Below are 18,603 nucleotides of genomic sequence, written 5' to 3' on the forward strand. Positions count from 1 at the left end.
CCTTGAAAAGTTTCAACTCTCATTCTCCGGAGAGTTTCAACTTTCTGTATTCGTTCCGTTCCAGGCCAAGCAGCGTTCTGCCCTTGCGGCGGCTGGCGTCAGCTGAGCGGACGGCGGCCAGATTGACCGGCATATAGGTCTTCTGCAGCGCCTTGTTCCCGTCGATCGAATTGCCCATCTTGGCCGAGATTGCCTCGACCGACGCGCCTCCGGCATTTGCCTCGACCGCGCCGGAACGCCGCATGTCCATCAGCCGCCGCTTCTCTGATGTCCCGAACACCAGCGTGCGCAGATCGGCAAAGTCGTCGACCAGAGAATCCTTGGTGTAAGGCACGCCGGCGCGCGGCCGGCCGCCCTTCGGGCCCGGCGCGAAACCGCGCGAGCGAAAGATCGGCGCATCGTCAAGCAGGGTGACGCCTAGTGATTCGACATAGGCCAGCACCAGGCGCTGCGTGCGTGACGACAGCGTGCCGAAAGCCGCCTCGCCACTCTTGCTGCGTGCAATCAGAAAACCCCATTCCTGTGCTGTCTGCATTGCCTGCGCCGGTGTGAGCGTGCGCACGTCGACGGGTGAGAAGCTCGTGTCCCACGCAACGGCGATGACGCAGGCCAGTCCGCGGTAGCCGGCGCGCCAGGCGCCCTTGACCATGCGCACCGCCTCGCCTGCCGTCCAGGTCTGGTGGCGCGGTGGTGGCGTCTGGCGGCGGATCGCCTGCGATGGGTCGGAGCCGGGCGGGCATAGCTTCATGCCGGCCATGACATTATAGAGCGAACGCCACGTCTTTACGGCACGGTAGGCGATGTCGACACCTTTGACCCGGAGCAGACGGCCATACCAGTCGTCGAGCAGCTCGAGGGTGATGTCGGCTGGCGGCAGGTCGGCGAAGTACGGCTCGATGAAGGTCCAGCCGCGTTCCCAATCCTCGCGGGTGCGCGGTGGCTTGCGCTTCCATGCATCCATGCGGCGATAGCGTGCAAAGGCGTCTCCGATGGAATCCTTTGGCCATACATGCAGGCGCGACGGCTCCCTGCCCTTGCGGAGTTCCTGCCAGCGGTCTTCCCACTCCCTGGCTATCGTCCAAGCCTCAGGCCCGTCGATTCCACAGGAAATGCATCTGAAGCCAGCTTCGACCATCTTCGGCGTCGGCAGCCAGTAGCCGTACCTGCCCTTACGGATGACGTAGTGCTTCAACTTGATCTTACCCAAGGGTCGCCAGCCTCGCTCTTGCAATGTCAATGCTAGACTGCCCGCCGGATCCCGATCCTGCAAGACCCGAGCGTCGATCGAGCCAGGAGTCGATCGCAACCATGTCGTAGTTGCCGGTGATTGGGCAGGCCTTGGGAAAGCCTTGATCCTGCAACGCGGGCAGCAATTCCATGAATTCCCGCAGCGTCAGGTGGAGATAACGCGCCGCCTTGACCGCCGGCACGAGCCGCGGCTGTACCGGGAAGCGGATAGATGACGGTTGTAATGTGTGGGTTTGGCTCATGGCACCAAAACTCTATCCACCGTCCATCGGGACAGCGGATGGGCGCTTGTCGTTGAGCGGGTGTGAATTTCGCCCGTGTCAGCACCTCCGCCGCACAGCATGCGATTTTCCTACTCCGTGATCTCGTTATTCCTGCATCGAGGGTGAATGAGGCTTAGAATAACGGCCTTTTTCCCCCATGCCTATTCGTCCAATCCTTAATTCGCAGAATCGGCGGCCACAGGGCGAGAATACTTGTAATCGGCGGCTTCAAAGCCGCTACGCCCGGGCAACCCGGATACCCTCGGCGATGTTGACGCCACTACCCATCAGGTCGCCATCGTGCTCCTGCACGACGTCACCCAGATGAATGCCAATCCGGAACTCAATGCGACGATCATCGGGCACCCCGGCATTGTGCTTAGCAATAGCGTTTTGACGCGCGCAGCGGACTGCTTCCACAACGCTGCTGAACTCGACGAGGCTCCCATCGCCGCGATAGACAGACGCGAGTGTTGCCTGCCGGTCGCCTGGACTGCCCCCCGCGCTCCCGCCCCACACAGGATGCCGGCAAGCAGACGCTGAGCCAGGCGCCTCCTCTCGGCTCGGGTGGAAATTGGCTACAGTGACAGGACACAAAGCCTGCTCCGCCACTTACTCGACGCTGCTGAGGAAGGCAGCTTTGCCGCTGTCGCACGAGACTGCGAAGTTGTTTCCCCCTTCGTCGCCCGACGCGTCGCTGCTCTCATAATATCCGAATTCTTGAAAGGCCCCGATATTCCCGAACTGGACGGCCGATGTTGCGGGCCAAAGAGCGTTAAAAAAACGAGGCGCCCGGACCAATCACATTGCCGAGACAGAAATTGCGCTGTCCGGGAATAAAACGCCGCTTGCCGTGGTCCTCCATGCATAAGCTGCTGATTGACCTTGAAGGAACACCACACTGCAAACCTACACATTGACGAGCACGACGGGGTCGGTCGGCGCATTCCAGGACCTCTGGAAGGCGAGAGGTCGGCCGCCTGCGGCCGGCTGACTCACCTGTCTACCGCAAGGTGCTGCCCCGGTCGGGATCAAGAAACCTCATGCGCTGCGGATGCGATATGGTCGTGAAATTGCTGCATTTCGAAAAGGATCTCGCCAAAGCGGGCGGCATGTTCGTCCTGGCCGTAGCCGGCGCCGGCGCGATATCTCTCGACAGGGTGCTGAACGGCCTCGTGAAGCGCCGGCAACAGGACAGAGAGACGGTTGCGGCGCTCATAGCGGCCGGTAGGCCTCTCTCGGTCGGCNCTCGTGAAGCGCCGGCAACAGGACAGAGAGACGGTTGCGGCGCTCATAGCGGCCGGTAGGCCTCTCTCGGTCGGCGAAATCAAGCTTCCATTCTAAACCGGCCAATACGCCGGGCATCATACAACCCGCCCGCCCAATCGGCACCCAGCACACTGCCTTGTGACGTCACCTCAGGGCATACCTTGATGTTATCAGCGATTACCCGTCGGCCAAGGCACCGGTTTTGAAATTCGCTTGATGGCGTCCCTGCCCTTGCCGTTCGACTCCGTCGAGTCCTTGTGTGTCAATTTGTTGCGACGAGAGCTAGTCCCTGTCGTGCTGGTCCGTCTCGTCTCATCCCGTGGCTCTGCAAAAACCGTAGCAGCATGTTCGCAACCTGTTCACCCATGTTGATTTCACGAGTTTCCGACTGTCGGCATATAAGAGGGAGAGGTCCGATGGATTTCATGTTGATGGTGAACATTGCCGGCGGCATCCTTCTGGCCATCGCAATCCTCTCGGTGTGTCTCGTCGGATGGCTGTTTTACCGTTCGGGATCGACAATTGAGAGGCGAAAGCTGTGACAATGAAAAGTCCGCCACCGTGAGCCAGACCAGAAAACTCATATTTTAGCACCTGCGAAACAAAGCTCGCTATTCCGCGTTGAGGCTCGTCGAACAACGGAGCTTCACGAATGGATCCGGCAACTGCAGCTGTGATGATTTTGCTTTCTTGCAGTCCCGCCCAGGGAGTCTGCAAGCCACTCGATACATCACCGTCCATGTTCGGATCCCTTGAGACATGCCAGTTAGCGTTAGCCGTGAGGCTCGAGGGCGCTCCCAACGGGGAGATCGTGGGGCGATGCAGTTCGATTGATCCCTCCGCTACAGGTTCCCTTCCAGCCGGGTATAGCACGATTGTCGTCACGCGGGGCACAGGGGCGGGTGCGGTGAGCAGTCGCTACATCGTGCCACACAAAAACTGAAGCCAGCCACCGTGAGGCAGCACCGGCCCGTTCTCAGCACGTCAGCCGGAACGGGCCATGAGCAGAAGCAGCCGACTAGCTAAAATCGCAAGACGACCGAAGGACCACGTCGGCGATAGCACCGGACCCGACGGCGCCCGTGTCGCCAGTAACTACGGCAGACTCTTCTCCAGCCGCGCCGGCGGCGGCGGCGCCGGTGGTAGTAATCTGGGTCGTAGTCTGGGTCGTAATCTTGGTCGTAGTAGCGCCGATGGTTGACCGGCTCCACTTCCGCGTGAGTACCTTCGTTGTCGAAGGCGTCTGGCGCGTCGAGTTCTTCGAGAATGCCGCTTTTTGCCGCTGGAACACCGGCCAATGCGTTGATAGGCCGGACCGCGCTTGCAAAGGCTGCTGCCCCTGCAACGCCAAATATCGCTGTCAAAAAGGATCGCCGATCCATAGTAAACCTCCCAAGTTACATGAGCTGAACGAAGCGCCCCGCCTGCTGAAGGAGCAGGCCCAGCGCACGGTAAAATAGAGGATTTGCCAGCCGCTCAAGCAACTCGCGAATCCTATCAGCGCAGGAAGGGACCTGGCTGCGCCGATCCAAGACATGTCAGCTAAGGACGACCGCCATTACCAGAAAGGTAACGGCTGTTGCAAAAATCGGTGCGAGCAACCATCGCGCCTGGCCAACACTTTGATCCATTTGTTCTCTCCCGTTGTGGAGAAACAACAAGCTGAAGCCCTAATCCGTTCCGCCTAGTCCAAAGGTAAGACCATTGCGTTGTACGGTCGGACTTTAGACCAATCGGATTAGACAAAGGTGCGTAGGCGGGAACGTTTACCCCGGTTCAAAGTTGGTTGCCGGGCAGTGCGGGACGATGGTCGTCGTGTGCCGGTCCTTGCAGGAGAGAAGATATGAAGATGCACTTTGTGAACACCGCCGCAGCCATGTTGCTCTTGGCGGGGATCGGCTCCGCCGCCGCTGACGACATTATCATCCAGCCGGAACAGGACACGGTCATCCGTGAGTATGTTAAGAAGCAGCCCTTGGCTTCGGTGAACCTTCCCGGCGTGGAATTGAACGTCGGGACAGCTCTGCCGGAAACTGTGGAGATCCACGAGGTCCCGAACGTCAAATACCGTTACGTGGTGGTCGACAACCGCACGGTCCTGGTCGATCCGGGTACCCGCAAGATCGTGAAAGTTTACGACTGAGATTTCGAACGAACCCACGCTCGCCACCCTTGGGTGGCGAGTGTGTGCATTCAAACGATACTCAGCCGGACAAATCGAATTGCCACTCAGCTGGACAATGAACATGACGAACCCTGAACTCGAGAGGACGCAAGCCCTGGTTGCCCGCTTGGCTGATCTCCAAGCAAGAATGCAGGCAGCACGTCTTGTTGGTGCCGAGGTAACAACCGTCCGAAAGGTTGCAGCCACAATCGATGACGGCTTGCGACAGGCCGGCCTCACACCGTTAGAAATCGCAGAAGGTCAAGGGGAACAGTTTAGCGATACTAAATGTTCGACTGGCTATGGACAGCCGAACCGTACTCTCAGCAGATCAAGTCAGAGCAGCACGAGCCCTACTGAACTGGCCGCGTGTGCGACTTGCCGCCAAGGCCAATCTTAGCGAGATGGTGATCAGCGCTTTTGAGAACGGATACAGGAAACCGCGTCCCCACAACATCGCCGCCATCCGCAAAGCGTTTGAGGATGCCGGAATCGTTTTCACCGTCCAAGGCACTCCATCGCTAGCCCGCTCAGAAGGTGATAGCGGCCTAGCCGCCGATGATAGACGGTGGCGGGGCCGGGAGAAAAAAGGATAGCGGGGAAAAGCCCGTGTACCCACTGCACCCGATCTCTAAAGCGGCCGCTAACAAGGGCGGTTGTTCACTGACTTTGTGCTGGCGCTCACCTTTCTAAGGTGCCGCTCGAATATGGCCAGCTTCTCTTCGTAGCCGATCCGCACTCTGGACCTGCAACTATCGCATTTGAAACCGGCAATCGTTTTCAGCCAGGATCCCCTTCTCACCATACGGCGTGAACAGGAGGGGCATTGGAATTCTAAAGGTACGTCGCGCAGTTCNCAGCCAGGATCCCCTTCTCACCATACGGCGTGAACAGGAGGGGCATTGGAATTCTAAAGGTACGTCGCGCAGTTCATCCAGTGGAATGGGACAGGACCGGCAAAGCCTCGCGACCGAACTTCTCGAGATTAGACGGATCCGTTGGCCTTCCGCAGAGGCCATGGCATAAGATTCGAGCTCGATCAGCTGTCTTCCTTGCCCTTCTCTATAACGCGGACCAGCCGTTCTCAGCAGGCTTCGGCCACTCCACACTGTCTGAGTTTGTGTTCTGAACTGTGCCGCCCATCGCAGTTCCCTCCACCTCCAACAGGCTAATTACGGATTATAAGACCTGGGGAATCGATCTTTCAAGGTGGAATCCGCATTAGCGCTGGATGTTGCATCGCGGCGCGGAGGGGTTTTATTAGCTCCCCCTCATCTTGACGCTGGCGCCGGCTGCTCCAAAGTCTTGGGCATGGCTCGGGGAACTATCAAAGTTGGCAACGAGGTCGCAGTCACGGCGATTGTGCGCGGCCGCGTGACGCCCGATCGCATAAGCGTGACGATCCCCTCCTACGACTTCCCGCATTCTGTTGTCGATTCGACTTCGAAGGCTGTAATTGGCCAGCATATGGAATTGATCGGCCCTGTCACACGCATCGACGGGGACAAGGTAACCGTCAGCCTCCGGCCATTGGTGACTGTCGACNATTGATCGGCCCTGTCACACGCATCGACGGGGACAAGGTAACCGTCAGCCTCCGGCCATTGGTGACTGTCGACGCCGAGCACGTGCGCCTGGTCGAAAGCCACGTGGCGCTTCCGCGAGCGCGAAAAAGGCCGCTCGTTGACAAAGTTTAACTTGCCTGCCCACCCAAGGAACGGCCAGTGAAACTTTACCCATCACATCGGCTCTGGTCGCCTCCCGCTAGCTGCCGGCGCGTTGCGATATCGGCGCAGTAGACGGGTTGGCATTTTCCGAACTTTCCGCCATGTCGTCGCGATGACGTTGGCGAAGGCGCTTCAGCAGATNATCGCCCTGCGCGATTGATCCATGTTCTGGCGAAACGTGGCGCGTTCCTCCATGGACTTCTGCCACTTCAGCAAGGTGGCCGTAGTCGCAGTAGCGGCTTGAGCGATTTCTATGGGCGTTGCAACCATCGCATCCTCCCAAAAAGGCAATGGTAAACGCAATCTCTATAGGCCCAACGAAGCCCTTTCTTCAATCAAAAACGACCATACAGCATACGGCAAAATGGCTATTCGGCGGGCCGCTCGACGGCGGCTTCGTCGACCTCGGCTTCCATCTCGTCTTTGACGGTCTTGGTCTTACCAAAACCAGCCATCGCCACACCGTCAAAGCCCTGCAGCCACGCATCGGCATGTTCCTGCCAGTAAGCTGGCGCCTCACGCTCCTTGCCATCCTTGCGCGCTTGGGCGCCGTACATCCAGGCGTAGGTGGCGCGCTATTTCTTAGGCACGGCCATTTCCATCATCCTCCCAGAATTCCAGCAGCCTTGCGTGCCGCAGCTTCTCATCGCCTTTTCCTAAGAAAGGAGAGGGTCTGTGGACAGCTGTGGCTCTATCCGGCTGTAAGTTGCCAGACCGCTACGCTGGCGAGGGCAAGGCCCGCTGCGCCTTCGATTGCTCGCGATATGGTATCGAACAGCCGTGGCCTGCTGTCGAAAAAATGCACCAGGTGCTCCCGAAACAAGATCGACAGTACCGCCACGCTGGACAGCGTTAGGGCCACGCCCACCATCATGGTGATTGCGAACAGAATTCCAGCTCCCGGCACCCCTCTGGAAATCGCGAAGGTCATGACAAAAAGGGTCAGCGGGCACGGAATCAAACCGGCCATGACTCCAACGGCCTCGCCCTCATGCTTGTGATGGTGGCCGTGGCTCACCGAACGCCAAAGCATCCAGACGCCGATCAGCCCGAGCAGACCGCGACTCACACCCTCAAGCAGTGGTGCGCGTCCAACGCTGCCCAATGCAATCGAGACGAGCGGCAGGGAGAATACGGCGATCAGCACCGCTGTCGCCACGTGAGTGAAGGACAGCGTAATCGACACCAGGAGGCCGCGCGAAACCTTCGCATCCGAACCTGCAAGGTAAGTCGCCAAGACAGCCTTACTGTGGCCGGGCGTCAGAGCATGTGCCGCACCGAACAGGAGGCCCATCGGCAGAAAGGCAAGGAACGCAAGCCAATCACCGCCAACTGACAGCAGCTTTATCTGATCTGCGAGCGCCAGGTATATGGAGCGCTGAAATTCGACAAGCGCCTGGAACATCAGCCGAGACCGGCAAAAGCGAGTGGTTTCCGGCAGTTGTCAGTGCTGGTGGCCGTGATGTTCGCCCTGATCATGAGAGTGCGGATGCTCGTGCTCACCTTGGTCGGTCGAAAACCGGATGTTGGCAGCTGCGAGCGCCGGCATGTGTTCGAACAGTTCGTTCTCCAGCGCCGCCGTGATCTTGTTTGCCTCTGAGAGAGGCAAGGTTCCGTCGGCTGCAATAGCGATGTCGGCATGCAACTTGTGGCCAATCCAGCGGGCCTTGGCGTCGACAACGCGAGCACCCTGCACATGCGCAGCGGCATGCTGAATTTCGGCCATCACGCCCGGCTCGACGCCGTCGAGCATGCGGGTGAGCACTGAGCGCGCCGATTGCCAGACGATACCGAATATAGCGACCGTGATGAGAAGCCCGATGATCGGATCGGCCAGTGGAAATCCGAGCCAGACGCCCATGGCGCCGATGACCACTGCAAGGCTGGTAAGCCCGTCGGTGCGGGCATGGTAGCCGTCGGCGACGAGCGCCGCACTGTTGATTTCCCTGCCGATACGGATGCGAAACACCGCGACGGCCTCATTCCCGAGGAAGCCGACAATGCCCGCCGCGGTCAGCCAACCGAGATGAGTCACTGCCTGCGGACTGACCAGGCGCTCGATAGCCTGGTACCCGGCGACGATGGCGCTGAACAGAATGATCAGCACGATAATGATACCGGCCAGATCCTCTACCCTGCCAAGGCCGTAGCTGAAGGTCCGTGACGGCTTGCGTCGTGCCAGCATGAATGCGATCCAGAGCGGAATGGCGGTTGTGGCGTCGCCTATGTTGTGGATCGTATCGGCCAACAGCGCCACGCTGCGTGACACCAACACCACGGCCATCTGCAATGCCGCCGTCATGGCCAAGATGACGAACGACCATTTGATGGCCCAGATGCCGCGGTCAGTGGTTGCAATCGTTGCGTCGATGACCCCGTGCGTATGGCCGTGCGAGCCATCGTCATGAGCATGCGCGTCATGATCATGTGACCCGAAGCCGAACCAATCCAAGACGCGTGCGCCGATACTGGTCATAGGTATTTCGCCAGTTGCTTGAGCTCTGCCAGCGAGTTGCCTCCCGCTTCCGTGTCGATCAGACAATGTTCGATATGATCGTGGATCAGTTCTCGCTTTGCGCTGCTGATGGCGCTCTCCACTGCATGGAGTTGCTGCGCCAGGTCCAGGCAGGATCGCTGCGCCTCGAACATGCCAAGCACGGATGCAAGATGCCCCTGTGCGCGCTTTAAGCGCTTCACGATAGCCGGATGAGAACTATGGATGCCTTCGGACATGCCCACCGGTATCCCCCCGGGGAGGATGCGTCAAGTATGATGTGAGCGCAGATCGGCTCTTGATCAGCCACCCCGCAGAGCGTGTATCCATGGCGCTGAATGGTTCCGGAAATTGGAATCTAGGCTTGAAAGGGCTGGCCCCTGTGCAATACAGGAACCAGCCATTAAACCTACCAACTCAATGAACCGTCCAACTTTATGGGGTCAGTTCACGACCGGGCCTTTCTTTGCGTGGTGAAACTGAAGAAGCCCGTCGGTCGGATCAGCGGGCTTTGTGATGGATGGCCCGCGCCTGCTTCCGAGGCTGCGCGGGCCGACCATGACGAGTGAGGGACGCATCTTGGTCACCGGCCGGACCGCTGAAGAACGAGCCGGGTGTGACCGAACTGCCTTGGAGCGGGAATGTTCCCGGCTGACGCAAAAAGCCCGCCAGCATGAGCCGGCGGGCAATCGATCTGGAGTAGCTGGACTCATCCAGCATAGTTCAACGACGGCGGAAGGTTCGGTAGCAACCCGCGCTCGTCGCTCCCCAAGGATCCAGGGAGCGGCGAGTTGTTGCCCAGCGAGCGCGACACAGAAACTTCGCCGCGCCATGAAAGGACGGCGTGGAGCGCGCAAGCTCTGCAACAAGCTGCCGGCGCTCTGGGAGGTCTGTCCGCTTTTCGGATTGCCAGTGCCAGTCCAGACGAGCACCCTGCCTGGTGAGAGTAATCCCGCAATTGCCTGCGCTTAAGGCGGCGTAGGGCCGCCCATTGGGCGAGACTGGACTTCTAGACTGGAAGCCACCAATTCCTGCACCGCTTCGGGAACGGCCAACGGCACCATCTGCGCCGGATAGGGGCCGTCGATCCAGCCGTTCGCGGAGCGCTCGCTATCAGTTTGGCCGTTCAGGCTAGCCATTCGCGCCACTTCGCAGAAAGCCTCCCGGTTGGGCCTTATGCGGCACGTCCCAACCGAAATAAACCATGGCCGGCTAGGACGACGTCTGGAGAAACTGTTGCTCTCTCGTCGGCGTCTTCGAAAACGCTGTGATTATCGCCTCGAGCGATACATTCAAGGCGTTGGAAAAGGTCCTGCCCCTCTGCCAAATCGCCACGTAGTGATAGAGCGCGGACGGTTCCACTGGCCTTACTCCCAACTGAAACGCCGCGTACTCACGTGCGATGATCTCGTTTGTGATCGAAATGCCCAGGCCAGCCGAAACGTATCCGGCTTCGTGACCGTTGCAATCGAATTCCACCAGTATGTCCGGCTCAACGCCGGCGAAGCGCAAGGCATTGAAGTTCATCTGGTGGGCGGCAAACTGGGGATCGATATCGACGATCGTTTCGCCTGCCAGGTCTTGCGCCTCGATGCAGGTCTGTTTTGAAAAGCGGTGGTCGGGATGAAAAATGCATACGTTTCGTGCCGACCCAAGCGGCGCCCATTCAAACAAGCCTGGATCCAGAGGCAGTCTCGAAATTCCAAGATCGGCGCGGCCGGCCAGGATGTGTTCGCCGATCTGCTCGTAGCTTCCAGAAATCGACCGGACATTCGAAGCGGTCTGTGAGCGGATAATCGCCACGACCTTGGGCAAGGTCACGAAACCGAAAACAGAGGGCGCGGCAATCGCAATCCGCTGCTTTTCCTCGTTCTTCATAGCGAAGATCGACGCGTCCAGGCGATCCAGCGACGTCAGGGCCAGTTCTACGTTTCGCAGGAGTTCCCAGGCTTCCTGCAAGGGGACGATGCGGTTGGCTGATCTCTTGAAGAGTGTGATGCCGAGCGTGGTCTCAAGCTGCTTCACATGTTGACTGACGGCCGGCTGGCTTATCCCGAGCGCAACCGCCGCCCGCCTAGTCGAACCGGCCCGCAACACTTCCCGGAAGACCTTCAGCTGACGGAGCTTGAGGTCGCTCTGCAACAACTCCATTCCCTGCGCGCCTTTCCCTGATAACCACCCGGCGGCAGACAACGCCAACCTGGGGAGCAACGAACTGCCTCAGTATATAACGACGCGTTATAGATAAAATAATAAAAGTTATAGATTGAGTGTGTAATTTCAAGCGTTAGAATTGGCCAGTATCTCAAATTAACTGCACATTAGAAATATAACAACTCGCAACCTTGGGTTATATGGCTTGGTCTCGGCAATAAAGACCGGCGTATCCTGCGGCAATTGCGGGCCGAGGAAAGCGCCCCATGGGTGGTTTTACTACTCAGTTTGTTGTCGCACTTACCGTGACCATAAGCCTGGCTCTTGTCAGCGGCTGCCTGGGTACGGCATTCGGGCTGTTTTTGGCGATTTCGAAGGGCACGGCAAAGCCGCGCCTCAACGCGGTCGTGGCCGCCTACACCACAGTCGTCCGTGGTGTACCAGAACTTCTCGTTATCCTGCTCATCTACTTCGGCGGAACCACGCTCGCCAGCAAGATCGCCGGCCGGTATGTCGAGGTGAACGCATTCACCGCAGGGGTTATCGCGCTCTCGGTCATTTTCAGCGGTTATGCGACCGAAGTGTTTCGCGGCGCGATTGCGGCAGTGCCAGCGGGCCAAACCGAAGCGGCAAAGTCGCTTGGGCTGAACGCCTGGCAGCGCTGGATGTTCGTCATCGGTCCGCAGATGCTGCGGCTGGCGCTGCCTGCCTATGGCAATCTCTGGATTTCGCTCTTCAAGGATACCGCACTGGTCTCGATCGTCGGCCTGACCGACATCATGCGCGTTGCGTATGTGGGGGCCGGATCCTTGCGCGCACCATTGACTTTCTACCTTGCGGCCTCCGCTCTCTATCTCTCGCTGACCACCGTCACGTTGCTGTCGATCCGGCTGACTGAGCGGCGCTATCCGGCTCTCGGCCGGTAGGAGGGAAGGCCCATGAACCTCGGCTTGATATTTGACGCAGTGGTTGTCTTGCCTTCGGGCGTTGGTCTCACTTTGACCCTGACGGTCTTGTCGCTGACGGCCGGATTTCTTCTTTCCGTGCCGCTGGCCTTCATCCGCGCGTTCGGACGTCCCGGCTTCTCGCTCGCGGTGCTCGCATACACCTATGTGATCCGCGGAACGCCGATGCTGGTTCAGCTCTTTCTGCTCTACTACGGCCTCGCTCAGATCGAGGCGGTGCGAACAAGCATCTTCTGGGTGATCCTGCGCGACCCCTTCTGGTGTGCCCTTCTGACATTTTCGCTGAACAGCGCGGCACACACCACCGAGATCCTGTGCCGTGGTCTCCAGTCCGTGCCTAAGGGTGTCACCGAGGCGGCCACTTCTCTCGGCTTGAAACGCTTCCAGATCGCTCGCCTGGTCACCTTCCCGATCGCTTTCAGGATATCGCTCCCGGCCTACGGCAACGAGATCGTCGGGATGATCAAGGGCTCGTCGCTCGCGAGCACCGTGACGCTGCTTGAGATCACCGGCATGGCGAGACAGATGGTGTCGACCACGTTCGCGCCGTACGAAATCTTCATCGTCGCCGGAGCGATCTACCTATCGCTCACCTCGATCGCGGTGAAAGCGATCCAGTTGCTGGAGCGATGGCTGTCGACCGACGGCCATCCGGTTCGCCGACGAAAGGCGCGATTGCGCCCCGCCCTACCTGACCCAGAGATCACGACGCCCCCCCTGCCCTGACGCCCAGGTTCTGGGCTCCCCTTTCCATCCAACCAACGAAGAGGTGCATCATGCGCATACCCCTGGCTATTGCTGTTTCTATCGTATCCCTGATGTCGGCAGTCCCGGCGAGCGCGCAAAGCGAGCGCGTCATATCGATTGCCGCTGAAGGCGCCTCGCCGCCCTGGGACGGCACCGACGCGAACGGTCAACTTTACGGTTACGATATCGATGTTGGACAGGAGCTGTGTCGTCGCATCGAGATCAAATGTACCTTTGTCCCGCAGGATTGGGACGGGATCATCCCGGCACTGCTTGTCGGCAAGTTCGACGTGATCATGTCTGGCATGGCGATCACGGAAAAACGCAAGCAGTCGATCGCGTTCTCGATCCCCTACGCCACCGGCTTCAACCAGTTCGTGGTGCGCAAGGACCTGGGTCTCGTCGCCGGCGACACCAAGGAAAAGGTCAACCTTTCGACCATCGGCGACAAGGAAAAGGCGACCATCGAACGCCTCAGATCGACACTCGCCGGCAGGGCGATCGGGGCCCTGCGCTCGTCGAATTCGGAAGCAGTCGTGAAGGAAATGCTGGGCGATGTCGTGACCATTCGAAGTTATGACAGCCAGGACAACATGAAGCTCGATCTTGCCGCGGGTCGCATCGACGGCGGCCTCGCCGACTATTTCACCTGGCGCGATTTTCTGGAGACGCCTTCCGGTTCGGATGTGGTGTTTTTCGGCCCTGAACTTAATGGCGGGCTCTGGGGGCCGGGCGTCGGCGCCGGCTTGCGCAAGGACGATACGGAGTTGCTCGCCAAGTTCAACGCCGCCATCGACGCGGCCACGAAGGATGGAACGATCAAGGCGCTGAGCCTGAAATGGTTCAAAAGCGATATCTCGCCAGCCATCTCGCAATAGAGGCAACCGACTTCGACATTGACGAGGTGCCGGCCGGAACGCCAGCGCCCTCCCCTCCTTCAAGGCGAGCTCCATGAAAGACCAGTTCTGCGCGGTCGTTACCGGCCAATCCCTGATCAAGCACGACATCCGTGACCTCAAAGACGAACGCTTCATCGCGGTTACGGATTTCCTGCGCCAAGGCGACGTCGTCTTTACCAACTTCGAGTCGACGATCCTGGGCAAGCACGGCGGGTGGCCGACCAAGGGCAAATACTTCGGATATTCCAGGGCTGAAGTGCTCGACGCATTGCAGGCCATCGGTTTCAACGCGCTTGCTCTGGCAAACAACCACGCCTTCGATCTCGGCGCCGGCGGTATCCTCTCGACCCTGGAGGAAGTGGAAGCACGCGGTTTCCTGCATGCCGGCATCGGAGCCGACGAGACTGACGCCAGGAAACCGGGTCGCCGCCGGCTGGGCGCGCGCGAGGTCGCGCTTCTTGCGATGGATGCAGGCCCCGGCCCGACCAACATGTATGCCGAAGACCGAACGGCCTTCCGGCCGGCTCGGCCCGGCGTCAATCGCCTGAACACCGTTCGCAAGATAGGGGTGCCTGACGGACATTTCCGGCGACTGGCAAGGCTGGGCGCTCATTTGCAAAGCTCCCCGTTTGAATTGGCCAACTATGCGCAACCGGAGGACCCGATGGAGGTGGCGGCCGGCAAGGAGATCAATTTCTACGGCACCGTGTTCACGCAAGCCGCCGATTTCGGCCGGCTGATCGAAGTCGATCAGTGGAGCGCGAGTGTCCATTTGTCCGCCATCCGGCACGCGGCGGCACAAGGCTATTTCGTCATTGCCTATCTGCACCACCATCATTGGGAACCAGGTTGGCAGGACGTGCCCCGCTGGGTGCAGACCTTTGCGCGGATGTGCATCGACGCCGGCGCGAACCTGCTCGTCAGCCACGGCGCTCCGGTGCTGCAGGCCGTGGAAATCTACAATGGCTCCCCGATCTTTTACGGCCTCGGAAACTTCCTATTCCACGTCCACCCCGACGAAACCGAATGGAACCCACCGGAAGTCTGGCAAAGCATCGTCGCCGCGTGCCGCTATGATGCGGGCGGAAACCTCGCAGGCATAGATCTCTTGCCCGTCGCGATCGGTTCGGACCCTCAGTCTCTCGGATCGGCAACAGGCAGACTGGTGCCCGTCGCCGTGACGGGAAGCGCGGCGAGAGAGGTCCTCGAGGGATTCGCGACCCGCTCGCGGGCGTTCGGGGTCGAAATCGAAGTGTCCTCGGCTTGCGGCCGCATCGCCGTGCCCGCTGCACGAAAATTCGGCTGACAAGCCGCCTGCCCTCAGGGCGTCTTTAATTCAGCCGGCGCGGATTCGCCGGCTGTCTCGCTATCCGCCTTTGTGTCCATCACGGCCAGTTCTTCTCCTAACGCTGTGATTAGGGACGAGACGCGACCGCGCACACGCGGCGGAAGTTTGACAAGCCCCTCGATCAGGCGCCGGCCCTCCGCGCTGGCAATGAAATCCAGGCGCTCATCGACCGGGAGGGGCCGCGCCTCGACGCGGGTCTCATCGTTTCCCGGCAGGCCTTCGAAGAAGCGGCTGACAGGAACGCCGAGCGAGCTGNACGCCTATGGATCGGGCAAGCTGGGCTTGCGATACGTCAGACTGGACGCGAACGGTCGCAATCTGCCTGCCGACATGCTGATCGGCGAGATGAGGGTCTCTGTCGATATTTGGCTTCGGCCCCGTCCGAAGGAGGACGGAGCGTTGCTGTTTCAACAAGGCCTTTCGATCCTCCACTAGTCAGCCGAACAGAGAGTCTGTCGCTACGCGCCGGGCTCTTCGCACCGATGTGATCTGCAGGTCGAATCGCCACTAAAAATACCTTATAGGGTTCAAAATTACCCTATTGGTGGCAAAGAAAAATCTGCCTGCCGATTGTGGACTTATGGTCAGTCCACGACAGATTCGAGCCGCACGGGCTTTGCTTGGTTGGTCGCAGCAGGAGCTTGCCGACAAGTCAATTGTGTCTTTGAATGCGTTGGTCCGGTTGGAAAACGGCACGGTAGATTCCCGGATCAGCACTTTGCAGGCCATTGAGGCGGCTCTGATAAAAGCAGGTGTCGAATTCTTGTCCGCTGGTCAAAAGGGTGAAGGTGTTCGGCTCTTAGATCCTCAGGTTTGAATGTCCCGTTGGCGGAAGGACAGGTCTCGTAGCTGCAACCGCCACAACTACCCCCCGGCGGGTGACGAGAGGCAAAGTCGTGATATTGTCGGAATCAGCCATGATCCGAGTTTCCTGAAGCTTGGTTGTGGTCAGGCTGGGATGCCCCCCGACGCACGTCCCTCAGCCGAGTCCAAATGTGAGCCCCTGCTCCTATGAAACTTTGGAAGCAGAAAAACTATGTGAGCGATTTCATATCACATGAGCCATAAGTGATCAACTTGAAATTAGATGATATGAAAGAAATTATGGGCGCCCAGATCAGAGGAGCGCGAGGATTAATACGTTGGAGTGCCGAAGATTTGGCCGATGCGGCGAGCGTGGGAGTAGCCACAGTTAGGCGCGCAGAAGCTGCGGATGGCGTCCCTCCAATCACAATAGCAAATCGGAATGCGATCCGTGGTGCCCTGGAAAGGGCGGGCATCGAGTTCATTTCGGAAAACGGCGGTGGCGCTGGCGTGCGCTTGGCGAAACGGCAATAGCGAACAAGGCGCAGCTTCGAGCGATCGTCTAAATCTCATCGCCGACGTCCGCTTGCTTTTTGCACTAGGTGCGGCCATCCGCACAGGTGACATTGAACGACTGAAAAGGGGCCGGAGAACGAACATGACGTAATCGCGGGAGCGGTGGCCACCTTCGATGTGGCGGCGATGTTCGAACCTCTAGCCGGCTGGCTGTCCCCCGATAGGATGAAGAACGGGCTCACGATCGACACCGGGCCCAGGCATCGAACGGAGGACAGCCATGGAACAGTATATCGGTCTCGACGTATCCATGAAAGAGACGGCAATATCGATCCGGCAGGGCGGCAAGAGGATTTGGCGGGGCAAGTGCGCGTCCGACCCGCAACTGCTCGCGGCGGTGATCCGCAAGCGCGCACCGTATGCCCGGCGGATCGTGTTCGAGACGGGGCCGCTGATGGGGCAATCCTCATTGGCACGTCCAAGGCGCGCCTGTCAGGCCCAATCCAAAAGTATAGGCTATACCAACGTGCAATGGCACTTCGTTCTTTGAACGGGCATCTGTCTGGGCATCATAAGCAAATGAAAAGGAGAGAGGTCATGATAAGGATTGCCATCTCAAAGCTTGGCATTCGGCGAGCAGGCATCGGGATGTTTGCAGCAGCCACGCTCCTGGCTGCCGCCGGCGGTTCGACACCGGGGCTGGCGCAGACTGCCCCGACAACAGTCGTTCTTGTCCATGGCGCATTCGCCGACGGCTCGTCTTGGGACAAAGTCATTCCACTGCTTCAGGCAAAGGGCCTGAACGTTGTCGCGGTTCAAAATCCGCTGACCTCGCTTGCCGACGACGTGGCCGCCACGCAGCGCGCCATCGCGCAGCAAAAAGGCCCTGTCATTCTGGTCGGCCATTCCTGGGCAGGGACCGTTATTACCCAGGCCGGCAATGACGACCACGTCAAGGCGTTGGTCTATGTCGCCGCTTTCTCTCCTGGCGATGGGCAGTCGACGTCCGATCTCAACAAAAATTACCCGACCCCGCCCGGATTGGCGCACCCGCAGGTTGATGCCGGGGGCTTTCTGACGCTGTCGCACGACGATATCGCCAAATACTTCGCTCCGGATGTTCCGAAGGCGGAGTCCAATCTGATCGCGGTCACACAAGGCCCAGTGCGCGGTGGGAACTTCGACGAGAAGGTGACGACGGCGGCTTGGAAGTCGAAACCGAGCTGGGCAGTGGTCACCAAGAATGACCAGATGATCGATCCCAAGCTGCTTGCAGACAGCGCGAAGACCATGAACGCCCATGTCAAAACCATTGCGTCCAGCCATGTCCCGATGCTGTCGCACCCAAAAGAAGTAGCCGCGGTCATTCTGGAAGCGGTCGAAGCCGCCAAATGACATCTGGCAGCGGGGGCAGGTAGGGCGCTTCCTCCCGGCCAACAGGAACCTGCCGAGGCGTCAGGCAGATCGTCGCGATCATAGCGCGACCTGGCATTGCAGAACTGAAAGCGCAGCGGGCGCCTCGACACCCGCTGCGCTGACGTCACGTCGCGAAACCGAATTCTAAAGGCCAGACATCTGCGCGCGGGGTGTGGCCCGGCTCCAGCGCCGACACCCGCACATTGCGTTTCGCAATCAGGCGTCGAACCAATCCAAAAGTATGACCGATACCTGGTGCAATAGCTGGTGACCGGCGCGCCGAAGCGCCGATCGCCCGCAACTGAAATGTGCGAGGCATTCGTCATGAACCCGGACAAGACTCGGTAGTGTGCTGAGAGTTCTGCAAATTCGCTGAGAGAGGGCGGTCATGGCAGGCTGGTGATGTTCAACGTCACCGATTCCCTGGAAGGAACGCCACCATGACCAAGACAGAAGGTAAATCGACCAGCGCTGCCGTCAAAGACATTCTGCTTTCGAACCCGGAGGGGCTGCACGAAGTGATCCGTGCGGTAATGCAGGAGGTTCTCGAGGCCGAGATGGAGGAGGCGCTGGGTGCTTCGAAGGGCGA

General features: G+C 59.3%; 16 protein-coding genes and 5 pseudogenes. 13 read left to right on the forward strand and 8 right to left on the reverse strand.

Annotated features, from left to right (window positions below):
• Positions 1 to 19: 19 nt before the first annotated feature.
• The 3 genes and pseudogenes from X771_RS137985 to X771_RS137980 all read right to left on the reverse strand — a co-directional run.
• A complete protein-coding gene (locus tag X771_RS137985; RefSeq protein ID WP_050587499.1) occupies positions 20 to 1,207 on the reverse strand; it encodes a hypothetical protein in 1,188 nt (395 codons plus the stop codon).
• Entirely contained in the window at positions 1,200 to 1,490 is a 291-nt protein-coding gene (locus X771_RS0135140) for a hypothetical protein (RefSeq protein ID WP_023690232.1), read from the reverse strand. The genes X771_RS137985 and X771_RS0135140 overlap by 8 nt, the downstream gene beginning before the upstream one ends.
• Before the next feature lie 276 nt (positions 1,491 to 1,766).
• Positions 1,767 to 1,973 (reverse strand): annotated as a pseudogene (locus tag X771_RS137980) (adenylate/guanylate cyclase domain-containing protein); the annotation flags it as partial.
• 608 nt (positions 1,974 to 2,581) lie between these two features.
• On the opposite strand from X771_RS137980, the pseudogene X771_RS1000000169490 reads away from it, so the two are divergent.
• The 4 genes and pseudogenes from X771_RS1000000169490 to X771_RS1000000167480 all read left to right on the forward strand — a co-directional run.
• Positions 2,582 to 2,818, forward strand: a pseudogene (locus tag X771_RS1000000169490) (hypothetical protein); the annotation flags it as partial.
• 378 nt (positions 2,819 to 3,196) lie between these two features.
• Positions 3,197 to 3,322: a hypothetical protein gene (locus tag X771_RS1000000169830; RefSeq protein ID WP_023690236.1), complete on the forward strand. Its 126-nt coding sequence runs from the start codon at positions 3,197 to 3,199 to the stop codon at positions 3,320 to 3,322.
• A gap of 1,301 nt (positions 3,323 to 4,623) precedes the next feature.
• Positions 4,624 to 4,923, forward strand: a complete 300-nt coding sequence (locus X771_RS137965; protein ID WP_023669226.1) for a DUF1236 domain-containing protein — start codon at positions 4,624 to 4,626, stop codon at positions 4,921 to 4,923.
• 323 nt (positions 4,924 to 5,246) lie between these two features.
• Positions 5,247 to 5,540, forward strand: a complete 294-nt coding sequence (locus X771_RS1000000167480; RefSeq protein WP_084566836.1) for a helix-turn-helix transcriptional regulator — start codon at positions 5,247 to 5,249, stop codon at positions 5,538 to 5,540.
• 1,499 nt (positions 5,541 to 7,039) lie between these two features.
• On the opposite strand, the gene X771_RS01000000165495 is transcribed toward X771_RS1000000167480, so the two are convergent.
• The 5 genes and pseudogenes from X771_RS01000000165495 to X771_RS137945 all read right to left on the reverse strand — a co-directional run bounded on the left by X771_RS01000000165495 (position 7,040) and on the right by X771_RS137945 (position 11,316).
• Positions 7,040 to 7,228, reverse strand: coding sequence for a hypothetical protein (locus X771_RS01000000165495; RefSeq protein ID WP_023699951.1), 189 nt, complete (start codon positions 7,226 to 7,228; stop codon positions 7,040 to 7,042).
• A 134-nt stretch (positions 7,229 to 7,362) separates the two neighbouring features.
• Complete coding sequence (locus X771_RS137960; RefSeq protein ID WP_023690239.1) at positions 7,363 to 8,076, reverse strand: ABC transporter permease; 714 nt, start codon at positions 8,074 to 8,076, stop codon at positions 7,363 to 7,365.
• Between the two features lie 105 nt (positions 8,077 to 8,181).
• Positions 8,182 to 9,138, reverse strand: a pseudogene (locus X771_RS137955) (cation diffusion facilitator family transporter); the annotation flags it as partial.
• 5 nt (positions 9,139 to 9,143) lie between these two features.
• Entirely contained in the window at positions 9,144 to 9,404 is a 261-nt protein-coding gene (locus X771_RS137950) for a metal-sensing transcriptional repressor (protein ID WP_023684828.1), read from the reverse strand.
• A gap of 973 nt (positions 9,405 to 10,377) precedes the next feature.
• Positions 10,378 to 11,316 (reverse strand): LysR family transcriptional regulator, encoded by a 939-nt coding sequence (locus X771_RS137945; RefSeq protein ID WP_023690241.1) that lies wholly within the window; start codon positions 11,314 to 11,316, stop codon positions 10,378 to 10,380.
• A 269-nt stretch (positions 11,317 to 11,585) separates the two neighbouring features.
• Between X771_RS137945 and X771_RS137940 the strand changes: the two genes are divergently transcribed.
• From X771_RS137940 to X771_RS1000000168385, 9 genes and pseudogenes are all read left to right on the forward strand, one after another.
• Positions 11,586 to 12,245: an ABC transporter permease subunit gene (locus X771_RS137940; protein WP_023683618.1), complete on the forward strand. Its 660-nt coding sequence runs from the start codon at positions 11,586 to 11,588 to the stop codon at positions 12,243 to 12,245.
• A 12-nt stretch (positions 12,246 to 12,257) separates the two neighbouring features.
• Positions 12,258 to 13,010: an ABC transporter permease subunit gene (locus X771_RS137935; RefSeq protein ID WP_023690242.1), complete on the forward strand. Its 753-nt coding sequence runs from the start codon at positions 12,258 to 12,260 to the stop codon at positions 13,008 to 13,010.
• 50 nt (positions 13,011 to 13,060) lie between these two features.
• Positions 13,061 to 13,909 carry a transporter substrate-binding domain-containing protein gene (locus X771_RS137930; protein ID WP_023690243.1) on the forward strand — a complete coding sequence of 283 codons (849 nt, stop codon included), beginning with the start codon at positions 13,061 to 13,063 and terminating at the stop codon, positions 13,907 to 13,909.
• A gap of 73 nt (positions 13,910 to 13,982) precedes the next feature.
• The gene (locus X771_RS137925) at positions 13,983 to 15,236 is read left to right on the forward strand and encodes a CapA family protein (protein ID WP_023690244.1); all 1,254 of its coding nucleotides are present in this window, start codon (positions 13,983 to 13,985) and stop codon (positions 15,234 to 15,236) included.
• 586 nt (positions 15,237 to 15,822) lie between these two features.
• Entirely contained in the window at positions 15,823 to 16,095 is a 273-nt protein-coding gene (locus tag X771_RS137915) for a helix-turn-helix domain-containing protein (protein ID WP_348524314.1), read from the forward strand.
• A gap of 275 nt (positions 16,096 to 16,370) precedes the next feature.
• Positions 16,371 to 16,616 carry a hypothetical protein gene (locus tag X771_RS1000000169500; protein ID WP_023804518.1) on the forward strand — a complete coding sequence of 82 codons (246 nt, stop codon included), beginning with the start codon at positions 16,371 to 16,373 and terminating at the stop codon, positions 16,614 to 16,616.
• Between the two features lie 262 nt (positions 16,617 to 16,878).
• Positions 16,879 to 17,052: pseudogene (locus X771_RS1000000167495) on the forward strand (IS110 family transposase); the annotation flags it as partial.
• A gap of 77 nt (positions 17,053 to 17,129) precedes the next feature.
• A complete protein-coding gene (locus tag X771_RS137905) occupies positions 17,130 to 17,993 on the forward strand; it encodes an alpha/beta hydrolase (protein WP_348524315.1) in 864 nt (287 codons plus the stop codon).
• Positions 17,994 to 18,454: 461 nt separating this feature from the next.
• Positions 18,455 to 18,603: pseudogene (locus X771_RS1000000168385) on the forward strand (IS256 family transposase); the annotation flags it as partial.

The sequence above is a fragment of the Mesorhizobium sp. LSJC269B00 genome (assembly GCF_000502815.1).
GTDB lineage: Bacteria > Pseudomonadota > Alphaproteobacteria > Rhizobiales > Rhizobiaceae > Mesorhizobium.